At 36.3% G+C, this 15,267-nt stretch carries 13 protein-coding genes and 1 pseudogene; 2 read left to right on the plus strand and 12 right to left on the minus strand.

Annotated elements, in window-relative coordinates; all coding sequences use genetic code 11:
- Positions 1-1,039: ABC transporter ATP-binding protein (locus WFK35_RS12240; protein ID WP_336732828.1), on the minus strand; the 1,039-nt coding region annotated here is incomplete at its 3' end.
- Positions 1,040-1,174: 135 nt separating this feature from the next.
- The gene (locus tag WFK35_RS12245; protein WP_336732829.1) at positions 1,175-2,065 is read right to left on the minus strand and encodes an XAC2610-related protein; all 891 of its coding nucleotides are present in this window, start codon (positions 2,063-2,065) and stop codon (positions 1,175-1,177) included.
- 26 nt (positions 2,066-2,091) lie between these two features.
- On the opposite strand from WFK35_RS12245, the gene WFK35_RS12250 reads away from it, so the two are divergent.
- Positions 2,092-2,304, plus strand: coding sequence for a hypothetical protein (locus WFK35_RS12250; protein ID WP_336732830.1), 213 nt, complete (start codon positions 2,092-2,094; stop codon positions 2,302-2,304).
- Between the two features lie 40 nt (positions 2,305-2,344).
- Here WFK35_RS12250 and WFK35_RS12255 read toward each other — a convergent pair whose 3' ends face one another.
- The 8 genes from WFK35_RS12255 to WFK35_RS12290 all read right to left on the minus strand — a co-directional run bounded on the left by WFK35_RS12255 (position 2,345) and on the right by WFK35_RS12290 (position 12,655).
- Entirely contained in the window at positions 2,345-2,776 is a 432-nt protein-coding gene (locus WFK35_RS12255; protein ID WP_336732831.1) for an SRPBCC family protein, read from the minus strand.
- Between the two features lie 12 nt (positions 2,777-2,788).
- Entirely contained in the window at positions 2,789-3,337 is a 549-nt protein-coding gene (locus WFK35_RS12260) for a hypothetical protein (RefSeq protein ID WP_336732832.1), read from the minus strand.
- A 39-nt stretch (positions 3,338-3,376) separates the two neighbouring features.
- Positions 3,377-4,186, minus strand: coding sequence for a tetratricopeptide repeat protein (locus WFK35_RS12265; RefSeq protein ID WP_336732833.1), 810 nt, complete (start codon positions 4,184-4,186; stop codon positions 3,377-3,379).
- Between the two features lie 235 nt (positions 4,187-4,421).
- Positions 4,422-7,601, minus strand: coding sequence for a carbamoyl-phosphate synthase large subunit (carB, locus tag WFK35_RS12270; RefSeq protein ID WP_336732834.1), 3,180 nt, complete (start codon positions 7,599-7,601; stop codon positions 4,422-4,424).
- Between the two features lie 315 nt (positions 7,602-7,916).
- A complete protein-coding gene (locus WFK35_RS12275; RefSeq protein WP_336732835.1) occupies positions 7,917-8,990 on the minus strand; it encodes a carbamoyl phosphate synthase small subunit in 1,074 nt (357 codons plus the stop codon).
- A 241-nt stretch (positions 8,991-9,231) separates the two neighbouring features.
- Positions 9,232-10,122 (minus strand): aspartate carbamoyltransferase catalytic subunit, encoded by an 891-nt coding sequence (locus WFK35_RS12280; protein WP_336732836.1) that lies wholly within the window; start codon positions 10,120-10,122, stop codon positions 9,232-9,234.
- A gap of 343 nt (positions 10,123-10,465) precedes the next feature.
- On the minus strand, positions 10,466-11,647 hold the full coding sequence (gene egtB / locus WFK35_RS12285; protein WP_336732837.1) for an ergothioneine biosynthesis protein EgtB: 1,182 nt from the start codon (positions 11,645-11,647) through the stop codon (positions 10,466-10,468).
- Positions 11,648-11,668: 21 nt separating this feature from the next.
- Positions 11,669-12,655, minus strand: coding sequence for an L-histidine N(alpha)-methyltransferase (locus tag WFK35_RS12290; RefSeq protein WP_336732838.1), 987 nt, complete (start codon positions 12,653-12,655; stop codon positions 11,669-11,671).
- Positions 12,656-12,815: 160 nt separating this feature from the next.
- Here WFK35_RS12290 and WFK35_RS12295 point away from each other — a divergent pair, with 160 nt between their 5' ends.
- Entirely contained in the window at positions 12,816-13,277 is a 462-nt protein-coding gene (locus WFK35_RS12295) for an Lrp/AsnC family transcriptional regulator (protein ID WP_214589353.1), read from the plus strand.
- A gap of 125 nt (positions 13,278-13,402) precedes the next feature.
- Here WFK35_RS12295 and argH read toward each other — a convergent pair whose 3' ends face one another.
- Together argH and WFK35_RS12305 are read right to left on the minus strand one after the other, a co-directional pair.
- Positions 13,403-14,707 carry an argininosuccinate lyase gene (gene argH, locus WFK35_RS12300; RefSeq protein ID WP_336732839.1) on the minus strand — a complete coding sequence of 435 codons (1,305 nt, stop codon included), beginning with the start codon at positions 14,705-14,707 and terminating at the stop codon, positions 13,403-13,405.
- Between the two features lie 449 nt (positions 14,708-15,156).
- Positions 15,157-15,267 (minus strand): annotated as a pseudogene (locus WFK35_RS12305) (acetylornithine deacetylase); the annotation flags it as partial.

Consider the following 15,267-nt stretch of genomic DNA (forward strand, 5'->3'; position numbering starts at 1 on the left):
AATGAGCGACATAAACTCCTCCGTTGAAATTCAGTTTTTCAAGAGGGAAACCTTCAAATGCTTTTAATAAATCTTCTCTGGAATTTGTGGTATCAATTTCGATAATCAGTCCGTCATTTTCTTCATTTACCAATTCAGAATTGTCTTTGTACTGTCCGTTTTTCAGGAAAATAACTTTATCTGATATTTTCTCTACCTCGTAAAGCTGCTGTGAACTCAAAATCAACGCAATAGGATTATTAACTGAATTTGCAATCGATTTTAAATCTTCCAGAATAACCTGCTGTGCCAAAACGTCCAGATTGGCAAGAGGTTCATCCAGTAATAAAATTTCAGGTTTTCTTAGCAGTGTTCTGGCTAATTCAAAACGCATTTTGTATCCGGAAGAAAGTTCGCTCCACTTCAGATGTTTGTAATTCCAAAGTCCGAGACGGGCAATCATCATTAGAGTTCGTGTTTCATTTTCTTCAGGTTTCACACTGTAATTTGACAGTACAAATTTCAGGTTGTCTTTTAAACTTCCGTACCATTTTGCAGTTCTCTGCGGAATATAAACCAGCTTTGTACGGAGATCGTATTCATTTTCTGGTTCTTCGTTGAAAGAATAATTCAGATCACCTTCATTAAAAGAAATTTCCTTAGCAAGAATGCGCAGTAAAGTTGTTTTTCCGTTTCCGTTTTCGCCTACTAAGCCATAAACCTGTCCTTTATTCATTTCCACAGAAACAGGACCCAGCGAAAAGCGGTTGCTTCCGTAGGATTTTAAAATATTTCTGGCTCTCAGTACAGATTTTTCCAGCGATTGTTCTTTTACCGGAATTTTTTCTATTTTCTGAAGAAGATTTTTTGATTTTTCGATGAGTTCATCCGTGTACGAAGGGAACTGTTCTTTCCAGTCAGTTAATGCGACTGCTTCTTTGTAGATCTCCATATTCTGAGTATCCATCGCACAGTCCAGTAATTTTCTAAATCCTAAAACAGTATCTTTATTGTCGAAAAAATGATAGACTTCGGCTACTCTTTGCTGATGTTTCGTCATTTGGTTTCAGAGTTATTAATTTTCAGGTTTTAAAGATATAAAATTTCTTTTCCCCACAATTCTTTTGACTCGAATAAAAACTAATTTATTTTCCTATCACCTTTACCATAGGAAATCTTTCATAAAAAGAAAAATTTACCGGCATTCCTTTAACTTTCTCTCTACAAGCCCATGCTTTTTCTCGCTCCAGCGATAGCAGTGTTGTCCCAGTATAATCATATTGTTATCCAACACTTTATATTCCGCGGTTGTCACCACTGTACCGGCACAGCATTCATTCCTTTCGTAAATTCTTTTTTTAGCCTGATCAAATTCCAAAGAAATTCCGCTAAAGCCGCTTTCAAAATATTGCCGGGATCTTTTATCGTATAAGAAGTAAATACTGGAAGTGTTGGGACCGGCATAACTGCTTTCAAAAACTGAAAAATCCATAATTCCATCAAAATTATAATCATTTACAGCAATACTATTCAATCCCCAAGGTTGGCATTCTACATTAAGAATCTGCAACACTTTATCAGTTTTTTTCTCAATAATCTTCACTGCGGAAACTTTCGGGTAATATTCATCTTTCTTTTTGGTAAGTACAATTTTAAAATAATTATTTCCCAGAGAAACAGGCTGCAGCAGTTCTCTTCCAGACCATTCGATATTTTCACCGACATCAAAAGCATATTGTTTGGTAAGGCTGACTTTGAGTTCGGTATTGCTTTTTGTATTTTTCCATGTTCCTTCGAGGTTATCTTTGGATTTAGAAAAATTATTGAGTGTTAAAACAGCTGTCGTAATATCTTTTTTTGAATTTTTCTTTTCCTGAAAGATAAGATGTCCGTTGTTTATTTTGCCATTGTCCAGACTTATCGGTTCATCGAAATTAGTGTAAGAATATGTAGCATCAGCCAATTTCCCATAAGGATAAATCACCATTTCAACAGGATAATTGCCGATAAAGCCGGTGTATACAGTTTGTGCATTTATACTGAAAATCAAAAAGAAAAATAGAATGGGAAAGATTTTTTTGTGCATTTTTAAATTTACAGGTTTTGTTCTAAATGTACAGAATTTTTACAATTCTGAAAGATACTCCGGAAAAAATTCCGGAAAGGGTTCCACGTTACATTGAAAGGATTTTAGACGATGAAAGAAATGGATTTAAATTTTCCGAAGAGCAAAAGAAAATAAGGCAGAGATCTTATGAAGAAAACACTGAAATTAAAACTTTTCTTAATGAAATGAATTCTAAATATTATAATTATAGTGAATAATAAACAGAGCAGATAATTTTTCTTTCAAAATCTTAAAATTCTATTGATTCAAATCTTTCTCCAACTTTTCCATATACTGCGACCATGCACCGGAACACCCGCCAAAACATTCAAATTGCGGGATCAAGCCTTCATGCGTGAAAATAATTTTTGTTTTATCGGCTTCTTTGAAAATCTCAAAACAAATTTTTGTTCCTGTCCATTCGTCCATTTTGTTTACAAATGTGAGTTTGCTTTCGATCACTTCCCAAACAATATTTTCGTAAGGAGTTACTTCTACAAGCCGTTGAACGGTGTGATGAACTCCATCTCCGGCATCAAAAATAAATTCATCATTCCTATTTTCAGATTTTCCGGTAATGATTTCATTATGCAGATCAATCCACCAGTTTCGGGGATTGATTAAAGTATTAAAAACTTCTTCAGGGGATTTTGAAGTGGTGAAAGTGTAAGAGAAATTTTGTACTGACATCGTTTTGTGTTTTTATGAATTTTCAAAATCATATACTTTTCTCAAAGTATTTTTATCTGCAATCATATTGAAAGTAATATTTCCGTTAAATTCATGATAACCAAAAATATAGCTTTTTGATTTATCAATAACTTTAATTCCGTTAAATTTTTCTATTTTTTCAGAATTTTGCAATTCGGCAAAACCAAATGTAGTGATAAAATCACTCAATTTTTCGGCTTTTATGGAGACTGATTTTGCAAAGGGATCTGAAAGATATTTCTTATTAAAATCCACATCAACAGATGAAGTCTGAGGAAAATGACCGCCTGTTTCGGTATAAAAGAATTTGAGCTTCCCACATTTTTTACATTTCCACAAATCGGCTCCGTTCATCGGATAAGAGCCTAAAAAAATTTCTGAATCATCTGAAGATTTAAATTCCAGATAGCTTAAATATCCAAATTTACCATCGTAAATTTTAAAAATCTTTTCATAATCCATTAAAATATTGTGATTGCAGTCAATATCTTTAATCGGATAATCAGCAAAAAATTCATTAATATTTTCCAGAGTTAACATATATGCAATTTAATATTGATATTCCTAAACTTAGAAACATTAATTACAATAAGTTTCCATATAGGTATTTTTCTCGCCCAGTTTTTTCATTCTCAAATAATCTTTACAGGCACCTTCAGTGTCGTGTAATTCTAATTCTAAAGACATTCTATTGGAAATTGCCTGTATATGTTTCGGATCCTTATTAATTACAATCGTAAAATCGTCAATAGCATCTTTGTATTTTTTCAATAAAGCTTTTGCCTGTCCTCTTATATTGTAACCTCTTATATCCTGTGGATTTAATACTACAGATTTGTCAGCATCTTCCATTGCTTCTATATTATTGCCAACATTTATGTTAACGATAGCTCTGTTGATATATCCATCTGCATTGTTTGGATCAAGTGTAAGTGCCTTGTCAAAATCATGTAATGCTTCTTCATATTTCTTTAAATCACCATTACAATATCCTCTGAATAAATAAGACTGCGCAAAATCGGCATTCATTTCTATACTTTTACTGAAATCATTCCATGCATTTTGGATATCTTTTGAATAATATTCTGCAACACCACGATTATAAAATACTTCAAAATCATTCGGATTCAACTTAATTGATGCTGAGTAATCGGCTATCGCTCCTTTATAATCCTTGAGATTGGCTTTAGAAGCACCACGATGATGAAAAACTACACTGCTGTTCGGATTAATGCTTATTGCTTTATCATAATTCTTTATGGCTTCTGCATACTGTTTCTGCTTTACAAGATCTCTTCCTTTTTCCGCATAATAAGTAGCTGTTTTGCTTTGAGAAAATATAAAATGACAGAATGATGCAAGGAATATTATAAGGCTTTTTTTAATCATGGTTTACTTTATAGGACCGTGTTATGGTTTTTAAAAAATCTAATGTACGGAATTATTAAATTATTATTGATTTAATTTTGCTTCAAAAAATTCTGAAAAATCTCTATAAAAAAGCGGAAGAAAAAATCTCCCGCTTTTACTTTATTTAATTCGAAAACCATGTAAAAACAAAACCTCACAGGTTTTAAAAAACTGTGAGGTTTGATTTATGGTAAATCATTAAAATTTCCGAAAACTACATTGTCTCCATTTTGAAACTCATGCTTTCGATAACTTTCAGGATGGCTTCTACTGTATCCATGGATGTTAAACAAGGTACGCCGTTTTCCACGCTCATTCTTCTGATCTGGAAACCATCTCTTTCCGACTGTTTTCCTTTCGTCATCGTGTTCACAACATACTGCACTTTTCCTTTCTGGATCAGGTCGATCAGGTTGACACTCTCCTCCCCGATTTTATATCCGATTTTGCATGGAATTCCTTTTTCTTCGAAGAATTTTGCCGTTCCTTCCGTTGCCCAGATTCTGAAACCAACTTCGTGGAATCTTGCCGCGAGATCAGCCGCTTCCTGCTTGTGTTTATCTGCAACCGTGAACAAAATTGACCCATGCATCGGAACTTTTCTTCCTGCCGCAACCAATCCTTTGTATAAAGCTTTCTCCAAAGTGGTGTCTTTCCCCATAACCTCTCCTGTAGACTTCATTTCTGGTCCTAGAGAGATATCTACTTTTGTTAATTTTGAGAAAGAAAACACCGGAACTTTTACGAAAACCCCTTCTTTGTTTGGAACCAGTCCGCTTTCGTAGCCTAAATCTTTCAGTTTTTGTCTCAAAATTGCTTTTGTAGCCAGATTTGCCATCGGAACATCGGTAATTTTAGATAAGAAAGGTACGGTTCTAGATGATCTTGGGTTTACTTCGATCACATATACATTTCCTTCGAAAAGAACGTACTGGATATTCATTAATCCGATCACATTTAATCCTTTCGCCAATCTTTTCGTGTAATCAACCAAAGTTTCGATTTCGCTTGGTGAAATATTTTGTGGAGGATACACTGCAATTGAATCTCCGGAGTGAACTCCCGCTCTTTCGATGTGCTCCATAATTCCCGGAATGATTACTGTTTCACCGTCGCAGATGGCATCGATCTCCACTTCTTTTCCAACCATGTACTTGTCAACCAAAACAGGATGTTCAGGGCTCGCTTCCACTGCATTTTCCATGTAGTGCGCCAGTTCTGTTTCCGTGTACACGATTTCCATTGCTCTTCCTCCCAAAACGTAGCTCGGACGAACCAACACCGGATAACCGATCTCGTTGGCAATTTTTATCGCTTCTTCTTTTGAAACCGATGTTTTTCCTAAAGGCTGTGGAATCTGCATTTCCTGAAGCGCTTTTTCGAATTTATCTCTGTTTTCTGCTCTGTCCAGATCTTCCAGGGAAGTTCCCAAAATCTCAACTCCATGAGCGGCTAATTTATCTGCTAAGTTGATCGCTGTCTGTCCTCCGAACTGTACCACAACGCCTTTTGGTTTTTCCAGCTCGATGATGTTCATTACATCTTCTTCCGTTAAAGGTTCGAAGTAAAGTTTATCTGAAATCGAGAAATCCGTGGAAACGGTTTCAGGATTATTGTTGATGATAATCGCTTCGTAACCCATTTCTTTGATTGCCCAAACTGAGTGCACCGTTGCGTAATCAAACTCAACTCCCTGTCCGATTCTGATGGGTCCTGAACCAAGAACGATGATTTTTTCTTTGTCTGAAACTACAGATTCGTTTTCTTCTTCGTACGTTCCGTAGAAATAAGGTGTTTCAGATTCGAATTCCGCAGCGCAGGTATCTACCATTTTATACACCGGCATTACTCCGTTTTCTTTTCTGAAATTGAACACTTCACGCTCTGTTACGTTCCACAGAACCGCAATATTTATATCTGCAAAACCTAGTTTTTTAGCTTCCTGTAAAATTTCTTTGCTGAATTTATTTTCTGCGATTGTTTTTTCGAAATCAATCAGCTTTTTGATTTTCCAAATGAAGAATTTATCAATTTTGCTCCATTCTACGATCTGTTCCCAGTCATACCCTCTTCTTAAAGCATCTCCGATGATGAATAATCTTTCGTCATCACAAACTCTGATTCTTCTTTCAATTTCTTCAGCCGTTAAAGCTGCTGCCTGCTTGGTTTTTAAACCAATATGTTTAATTCCGGTTTCCAGAGAACGGATGGCTTTCTGTAAAGATTCTTCGAAATTTCTTCCGATTGCCATTACTTCACCCGTAGCCTTCATCTGGGTTGATAATCTTCTGTCCGCTGTTTCGAATTTATCGAAAGGGAATCTTGGAAATTTTGTTACCACATAGTCTAAAGCCGGTTCGAAACAAGCGTAAGTCTTTCCTGTTACCGGATTCATGATTTCGTCCAGTGTTAATCCTACCGCGATTTTTGCAGCGATTTTTGCGATCGGATATCCTGTTGCTTTTGATGCTAAAGCGGATGATCTCGAAACTCTCGGGTTTACTTCGATGATATAATAATTGAATGAATGCGGATCTAAAGCCAACTGCACGTTACATCCTCCTTCAATTCCTAATGCTCTGATGATTTTCAGTGAAGCGTTTCTCAACAACTGATATTCTCTGTCTGAAAGTGTCTGAGAAGGCGCCACAACGATTGAATCTCCTGTGTGAACTCCAACCGGATCTATATTTTCCATGTTACAAACCACAATGGCGTTGTCGTTTGCATCACGCATTACTTCGTATTCTATTTCTTTGAAACCTGCGATTGATTTTTCAATCAGACATTGTGTTACAGGGCTGTGTTTTAATCCCAGTTCAGCAATTTCTTTCAGTTCCGTTTCGTTGGAAGCGATACCTCCTCCTGTTCCACCCATTGTGAAAGCCGGACGAACAATAACAGGATACCCGATTCTGTCGGCAAAATTTAATGCTCCTTCCACCGTGTTTACAATATCAGATTCCGGAACAGGTTCATTTAATTCTCTCATCAGTTCACGGAAAAGATCTCTGTCTTCCGCTCTGTTGATGGCTGAAAGTTTTGTTCCCAACACCTCAACTTTGCATTCTTCCAAAATTCCTGATTTTTCCAGTTCTACCGCCATATTCAGTCCGGTTTGTCCTCCAAGCGTTGGTAAAAGCGCATCGGGACGTTCTTTTCTGATGATGTGACTTACAAACTGAAGTGAAATCGGCTCGATGTAGACTTTGTCTGCGATTTCAACATCCGTCATAATGGTTGCAGGGTTTGAATTGATCAAAATTACCTTGTAGCCTTCTTCTTTTAAAGATAAGCACGCCTGCGTTCCTGCGTAATCAAATTCCGCCGCCTGACCGATAATGATGGGACCTGAACCGATTACTAAAATTGTTTTTATGTCGTTTCTTTTCATTTTACTTCTTTTTTATTATTCCATGGGGTCACCCTCGGCTAATGTTATTGAACCATTTCATGGTTCTGTTCTTGGTTTCACCATTTTCATGGGTTTTCACTGTTTTCCATAGGTTGCACCTACGGCTATTCATATTGAATCCTTCGGATTCTTTAATTTTGCGGCGAATTGCACGCAGCCCGACTTGAGCGGAAATCCTTTTTTGCCATCCTGATTGTTCTGTTTTTGACCGAAAAGTTCTGCAAAAAAGATTGGGAGTCCTTCGACTTAGCTCAGGATAAACTTGAGGCGGATTAAGCTGCCCAAATTAATCTTCTACTTTTTGAAATCCTCCATTAACTGGATAAATTCGTCGAACAAATAATTCGCATCTTCTGGACCGGGGCTTGCTTCAGGGTGATACTGAACGGAGAAACAAGGGTGAATTTTGTGTTTCAGACCTTCGTTTGTTCTGTCGTTCAGGGCGATATGTGTTTCTATTAAATCTGTATTTTTCAAACTTTCCTGATCTACGGCGTAACCGTGGTTTTGGGAAGTGATCGCCACTTTGTTTTTCTCTACATCTAAAACCGGATGGTTTCCACCTCTGTGTCCGAATTTCAACTTGAACGTTTTTGCTCCACAAGCCAAACCAATTAATTGGTGTCCTAAACAGATTCCGAAGATCGGAACTTTTCCTAAAATTCCTCTGATCATTTCTAAAGCCTGTTGGTTATCTTCAGGATCACCGGGACCGTTGGATAACATAACTCCGTCCGGATTCATTAGTAAGATTTCTTCTGAGGTTACATCCTGAGAAACGACTGTGATATCGCAGTTTCTTTGAGACAATTCTCTGATAATTCCTAATTTGGAACCAAAATCTACCAATACTACTTTTAAGCCTCTTCCCGGATTTGCATAAGGTGTTTTTGTGGAAACCTGCTCCACCTGATTCGTTGGGAAGCTGGTTGATTTTAATTCTGAAACTTCTGTGCTTTCATCGGCATCAGCGTTTACAATTTTTCCTTTCACAACTCCATGGTTACGAAGAATTCTTGTGAGTCTTCTGGTATCGATTCCTGAAATTCCGGAAAGGTTTTTCTTTTTAAATAGTTCATCTAAAGTAATCTGAGTACGGAAATTGGATGGCAGATCACAAAGCTCTTTTACAATAAGTCCTTTAATTGCCGGTTCAATACTCTCATAGTCATCTCTATTAATTCCATAGTTTCCGATAAGCGGATAGGTCATGCAAACAATCTGACCGCAGTAAGACGGATCAGAGATCAATTCCTGATACCCTGTCATTCCGGTATTGAAAACCACCTCTCCTGCCGTTTCCAATTCTGCTCCGAAACCTTCTCCGTGAAACACTTCACCGGACTCCAGTATTAACTTTTTCTTCATTTTCTTTATTTAGATTTTCTTTTTTATTAACAGGTCGCCTCTACGAGGCTTTGATAATCTTTATCTTTTTTGTTTCCAAGGGTTTAATCCATGGCTATTAACAGATCGCCCTTTCAGGGCTTTGGTTATCATCTTTTTTCTTTTCCATGGGTTTCACCCACGGCTATTGTGGTTTGACCCTTTCGGGTCGGCTTACTACTTGATTCTTTTTACTGTTACCTTGGCTCTTTTACCTTGGTTCTTATTTAAAAGTATATCCTTGGTTTTCCAAGGCTTCTTTTAAAATTGCCATTCTTGCGAAAACACCGTTCTGCATTTGTTTGAAAACTCTTGAGCGTTCGCATTCTACCAAATCATCATCAATTTCCACTCCTCTGTTAATGGGTGCAGGATGCATGATGATGGCTTCTTTTTTCATGGCTTTTTCTCTATCTTTGGTTAAACCATATTTTTTGTGGTATTCTGAAGCGGAGAAGCTCATTTTAGCATCGTGCCTTTCGTGCTGGATTCTTAGTAGCATCAGAACATCTACGTCATGGATCATTTCATCAATATTCAGATAGGTTCCGTTGATTAAGGCTCCTTCATCAAACCACTGTTCCGGTCCTGAGAAATATACTTTTGCGCCTAACCTTCTTAATGCTTCGGCATTGGAATTGGCAACTCTGCTGTGTTTTACGTCTCCAACGATTCCTACTTTTAATCCTTCAAATTTTCCGAATTCCTGATAGATCGTCATTAAATCCAGCATACATTGTGAAGGGTGGTTTCCTGTTCCGTCTCCTCCGTTAATCACCGGAATTTTTATATTTTTCAGTTCATCGAAATACCGGTCTTTCTTATCTCTGATTACAACAAGATTTACCCCTAAACTTTCGATGGTTTTTACCGTATCATAAAGACTCTCTCCTTTGTTTACGGAACTGTGGGAAGCATCGAAAGGAACGACCTGCAATCCTAATTTTCTTTCAGCAATATCAAAACTTGTTTTCGTTCTTGTACTGTCTTCGAAGAAAAGATTGGAACAGAAAACCTCTCCTTCAATTTTGGCAGTTTTCCCGTTCGCAAAAGCCAATGCTTCTGTTACTATACTGTTGATTCTCTCGTTGCTTAGTTCTGTAATCGTAAACATATTGTCTTTAAATTTTTTACAAAAAAAAAGCGAAGAAAATATCTTCGCTTAAAATAAATAAATATCGTAAAGGGCGTCTACGCCCGGTAATTCTAATGATATAAATACTGTGTTATTCATTAGGTGCAAAGATATAACAATTCTGTAAACTGACAAAATGAAAATTAAATTTGTAGAGAAATCCGTTACTTGTCAGCATCTAAAAACAATAAATAGTAATGTTAAAATACCTTTACAAAGCGGATTGGCATGGTTTTCACCGTTCACTGTCAAGCATTTATTTTCGGAAGCAATTGTTTATTTTTTAGGGTTGATTTTCGATATACTGTATCATCCGCGGAAATTATTTAGCCAGCCTTATGCCTGTAAACTGCCACTGAAGCGGAGCCGGAAAGAAATTTCTGTATGTTTTCCGGCTGTGTTCTTTCGGTGTTGCCAATGAAGCACCTCTCAAAACCATCTGATTGACCATAAATTTTCCGTTATATTCTCCTACTGCTCCTTCTTCTTTTGCAAAGCCGGGATACGGAAGATAAGCACTTCCTGTCCATTCCCAACGTTTTCCCCAGTCAAATTTTCCGGAAGCGATTTCCCATTCCGATTCGGTAGGCAAGCGCATCCCTTTCCAAGAGGCAAAAGCAGAAGCTTCAAAAAAGTTGATGTGACAAACAGCTTCGTCGTGAATGATCTCTTTTAAACCGTTCAACGTGTAATGCATCCATTGATCTTCTATGAAATGCCAGTATAAGGGAGATTTAGAATTATTTTGTTTTACCCAGTCCCAGCCTTCCGCATGCCAGTGTCTGAAATCTTCATATCCTCCGTCATTCATAAATTCAAGATATTCTGAGTTGGTTACCAATCGGTTTGAGATTTGGAAATCATTCAGATATACTTTATGTCTGTTTAATTCATTATCAAAACAAAATCCTTCTCCTTCAAAACCTATTTCATAAATTCCTTCCTTAAAATAAAGCATTTCAAAATTTTCGGGTTCTGATTTTTCCAAAGGAAAATTTTCGTTGTAAGCGGGAAATAACGGATTGTGTCCGAGAATATATTTGATATCGGTTAATAACAATTCCTGATGCTGCTGTTCGTGGTTTAGACCTAATTCAAAAAGTTTTTGAAGATCATCGGATAAGTCGTTATCTAAAACAAAAGTTTCCATTTGTTCATCGACATATTTCCGGTACTGAAAAATATCGGCAACAGAAGGCCGGCTCAAATTTCCTCTGTCTGTACGGATTACTCTTACCCCAATGGTTTCGTAATAACTGTTGAAAACGAAATTGTATTGTGAATTAAAAACCTGATAACCATCAAGATTCGGGATCAAAATAAAAGTCTCGAAAAACCATGTCGTATGTCCTAAATGCCATTTCGGAGGACTTACATCTACAACAGGCTGAACTACAAAATCTTCTGTTTCAAGCGGTTCGCATATTTCAACGGATCGCTCTCTGATTCTGCGGTAATTCTCAAGCAATTGCTTTTCTTTGAATAGTGTATTTTGTTCAATCATCGTTTTAGTTTTTAGTTCATATTAAACTTTCCAGATTGCATCTACAAACCATCCTCTGGTATCAGAAATTTGTTTCAATGGTTTAAATCCGGTCTTCCTTGCCATTATATCTATTTCCTTTTCTGAGTATTTTTGGGAAATTTCCATATACACCGCTTCATTTGCTTTAAAACTGATTTCCTGATCATCAATATGTACCTTCTGATCTTCAAGACTAATCAGATAACTTCTGCATGCTCCCGAAAGCGGATCATAGGTCTGATAATGACTAAACTTATCTATATTAAAATCTGCTTCCAATTCTTCATTGATTCTGGTTAAAAGATTGAGATTAAAAGATGAAGTTATCCCCGCTTTATCATTATAGGCAGCAAGAATGGTGTGGGGATTTTTCTTCAGATCAAAGCCAATAAGAAGAATATCATTTGGATTGAGTTTCGATTTTAATGCATTACAGAATTCATAGGCTTCTTCAATTTCCATATTTCCAATATTTCCACCTAAGAAAAGAATGACTTTTCTGCGGGAAGAAATTTCGTTGGCTTTATCGAGCATTTCAAAGTATTCTCCATTAAGACCTGTCATTTTAAGCTCCGGAATTTTTGAAGTAAGATTTTCCTCCAAAATTGAAATAATATTTGCGGAAATATCAATCGGCATATAGGTAAAATCTGCGTTTTGCTCTACAAGATATTCAAGCAGATACGAGGATTTTGTAGCATCTCCGGCTCCGAGTTCCACCAGATCAAAAGGCTCATCGAATGCTCGGATTGCTTTTGCAATTTCATTCTTTTTTCTTGTAAAAATTTCGAGTTCGCAATCGGTGAGATAATATTCCGGCATATTCATGATCTGCTGAAAAAGCTCATCTCCTTTTTTATCGTAGAGATATTTGGATAATAAATGTTTGGGCTCCTCACTCAGTCCGTTTAAAATTTCATTTTTAAATTTATGATGGGTATCGTAATCAGCCAATGAAGATGTTGCCGTAGTCGTATTTCGGTTCATATTAATCTGGATTTCGTATGCAGATTACAGCAATTAGTCTGCCATTGAACAAAACAGATGTTAATATTCCGGCTGTATATCAAAAGGTTTTGGGTTTATAAAACAAAATTTTAGTTTTAATTTTTATAAAATTGTATATTTACCATTCAAAATCGACTATATGGATTTAAAAGACAGGATGATTCTCAGTATTATTCAGGAAGATTCTACGCTTTCTGTGAAAGAAATTTCAGAAAAAATTGGTCTTACCTTTACTCCAACGTATGAACGCATTAAGCAACTGGAGAAAAACGGAATTATTGAGAAATATGTAGGTCTTTTGAACCGCGAAAAACTGGGCTTAAATATTGTCGTTTACTGCAATGTCCGTTTAAAAGAACAGTCTAAAAAAGTTCTGGAAACTTTTGAAAAAAATATCATGCAGCATGATGAAGTTCAGGAAATTATCAGTCTTTCCGGTGAATACGACTATATGCTGAAGATTATCGCTAAAGACATTAATTCTTATAATGATTTTACGGTGAATGTGATCTCAAACATTCCTAATATCGGTCAATATCACAGTTCTATTGTATTGCACGAGGTGAAAAAGTCTACGAAGTTTAAGATTGATCTGGGTTAAAATGAACCATTAAGATTTTAATTAAGAAATTAAGCTAATTTAAGATTTTGAAGCGAATTATATCAAAAATCCTATATCTCTTAATTTTTTTAACTCCTTAAATGAATCTTAATGGTTTAAAATAATTAACCCAATAATTTATTTTTCAGTTTATTAAACTGATATTCTATTTTATCCAGACACAAATTCCCTATACTTCCCTGATGCGTATGGTTTAAATTTCCAATTTCAAAATCGAACGCATTATTTTCAATCTCCTGTCCTACTTTTACATAGGCATCACGGAATGAACTCCCGTTTTTTACTTCTTCATTAATTTTCTCTACACTGAAGAGATATTTGTATTTTTCATCTTCCAAAATCCCGTCTTTCACCTGAATGTTAGGCAACGTATAATTTAAAATTTCCAGACATTCTTTTAAGGAATCAATCGCGGGGAAAAGGATTTCTTTTGTAAGCTGCATATCTCTGTGATAGCCTGAAGGAAGGTTATTCGTCAGTAAAATAAATTCATTCGGTAACGACTGTATTCTGTTGCAGCGCGCACGAACCAGCTCAAAAATATCCGGATTTTTCTTGTGTGGCATGATGCTGCTTCCTGTTGTGAATTCCTTCGGAAAGTTGATGAAATCGAAATTCTGGCTTAAATACAGACAAACATCGTAAGAGAATTTTCCTAATGTTCCCGCCAAAGTCGCCATTGCCATCGACAGCATTTTTTCAGACTTTCCACGCGTCATCTGGGCATACACGGAATTGTAATTCATCGACTGGAAACCTAAATTGTAGGTCGTACTTTCACGGTCAATCGGGAACGATGAACCGTAACCTGCCGCAGAACCCAATGGGTTTTTATTGATGATATTTTTAACTGAAAACAACATTTCAACATCATCCAACAACGCTTCTGCATAAGCTCCAAACCACAATCCAAACGACGAAGGCATCGCAATCTGCAAATGGGTATATCCCGGAAGCAAAACATTTTTATGCTGTTCCGCCAATTTAATTAATATCTGAAAGAATTCGTCTGTTAATGTGGTAATTTCACGGATTTCGTCTAATAAATACAATTTAATATCCAGTAAAACCTGATCGTTTCTGGAACGCGCCGTGTGAATTTTCTTTCCGGTATCGCCTAATTTTTCAATTAAAATTGATTCAATCTGGGAATGAATATCTTCCGCATTTTTATCGATTCCAAAGATTCTGTTTTCAATATCTTCTAAGATTTCCTTTAAAACAATCAACATTTGCTCTGATTCTTCAACAGAAATAATTCCCACTTCTGCCAACATTTTGCAGTGCGCCATTGAACCTTTGACATCGTATTTTGCCAAACGTTCGTCAAAATCAAGATCTTTCCCGACTGTGAATGTATTGACTAATATATTGGTGGCGTTATTGTCTTTTTGCCATATTTTTTTCATAAAATTTCTTTTTTGATGGAAGATATGGAAGTTGGGTGACGGATGTTTACAACCAACTGTTTTATCTTCCTTTATTAATTGATTTTGTCATTCCGACGAAGAAGAAATCTCTTTTAAAAACACTAAAGATTCTTCTGCATATTTCGTAGCTTTGAGAATAATAAAACTTTTTTTTTATAATTTTTCTTTTGTCTTGAAACAAAAGAAACAAAAATTCAAGACTGGAAACTCCGGCTAAAAATTATTTCTGTTCTCTAAAAATTCTAGACTTGCGCGAATTCAAAATTTGTTCTTCGGTTCAATATTTATCTCGCGCTTCGAACAGTAGAATTTTCTTAACGTTCACAGAATTAATTTTCTTAACGCCTCCGATTCCTAAGTCGTTACTTACAAGCCTCCCATCATTCATCCCTCTCCCAGCTTCCTACTTCCTACTTCCTACTTCCAGCTTATAAAACTTTCTCCAAAATATCAATATAAATCTCAATTCCTTCTGCAATTTCTTCAATGAAAATAAATTCATCTGCGGTGTGAGAGCGCCTGCTGTCTCCGGGTCCCAA

Origin of the sequence: Chryseobacterium sp. VD8, assembly GCF_037149975.1 — a bacterium.
Taxonomy (GTDB): Bacteria; Bacteroidota; Bacteroidia; order Flavobacteriales; family Weeksellaceae; genus Chryseobacterium; species Chryseobacterium indicum.

Excerpts from the sequence above, each read along its gene's own strand:
- WFK35_RS12245 (WP_336732829.1), bottom strand. The coding sequence starts at position 2,065 with ATGCACAAAAAAATCTTTCCCATTCTATTTTTCTTTTTGATTTTCAGT.
- WFK35_RS12250 (WP_336732830.1), top strand. The coding sequence starts at position 2,092 with ATGTACAGAATTTTTACAATTCTGAAAGATACTCCGGAAAAAATTCCG.
- WFK35_RS12255 (WP_336732831.1), bottom strand. The coding sequence starts at position 2,776 with ATGTCAGTACAAAATTTCTCTTACACTTTCACCACTTCAAAATCCCCT.
- WFK35_RS12260 (WP_336732832.1), bottom strand. The coding sequence starts at position 3,337 with ATGTTAACTCTGGAAAATATTAATGAATTTTTTGCTGATTATCCGATT.
- WFK35_RS12265 (WP_336732833.1), bottom strand. The coding sequence starts at position 4,186 with ATGATTAAAAAAAGCCTTATAATATTCCTTGCATCATTCTGTCATTTT.
- carB (WP_336732834.1), bottom strand. The coding sequence starts at position 7,601 with ATGAAAAGAAACGACATAAAAACAATTTTAGTAATCGGTTCAGGTCCC.
- WFK35_RS12275 (WP_336732835.1), bottom strand. The coding sequence starts at position 8,990 with ATGAAGAAAAAGTTAATACTGGAGTCCGGTGAAGTGTTTCACGGAGAA.
- WFK35_RS12280 (WP_336732836.1), bottom strand. The coding sequence starts at position 10,122 with ATGTTTACGATTACAGAACTAAGCAACGAGAGAATCAACAGTATAGTA.
- egtB (WP_336732837.1), bottom strand. The coding sequence starts at position 11,647 with ATGATTGAACAAAATACACTATTCAAAGAAAAGCAATTGCTTGAGAAT.
- WFK35_RS12290 (WP_336732838.1), bottom strand. The coding sequence starts at position 12,655 with ATGAACCGAAATACGACTACGGCAACATCTTCATTGGCTGATTACGAT.
- WFK35_RS12295 (WP_214589353.1), top strand. The coding sequence starts at position 12,816 with ATGGATTTAAAAGACAGGATGATTCTCAGTATTATTCAGGAAGATTCT.
- argH (WP_336732839.1), bottom strand. The coding sequence starts at position 14,707 with ATGAAAAAAATATGGCAAAAAGACAATAACGCCACCAATATATTAGTC.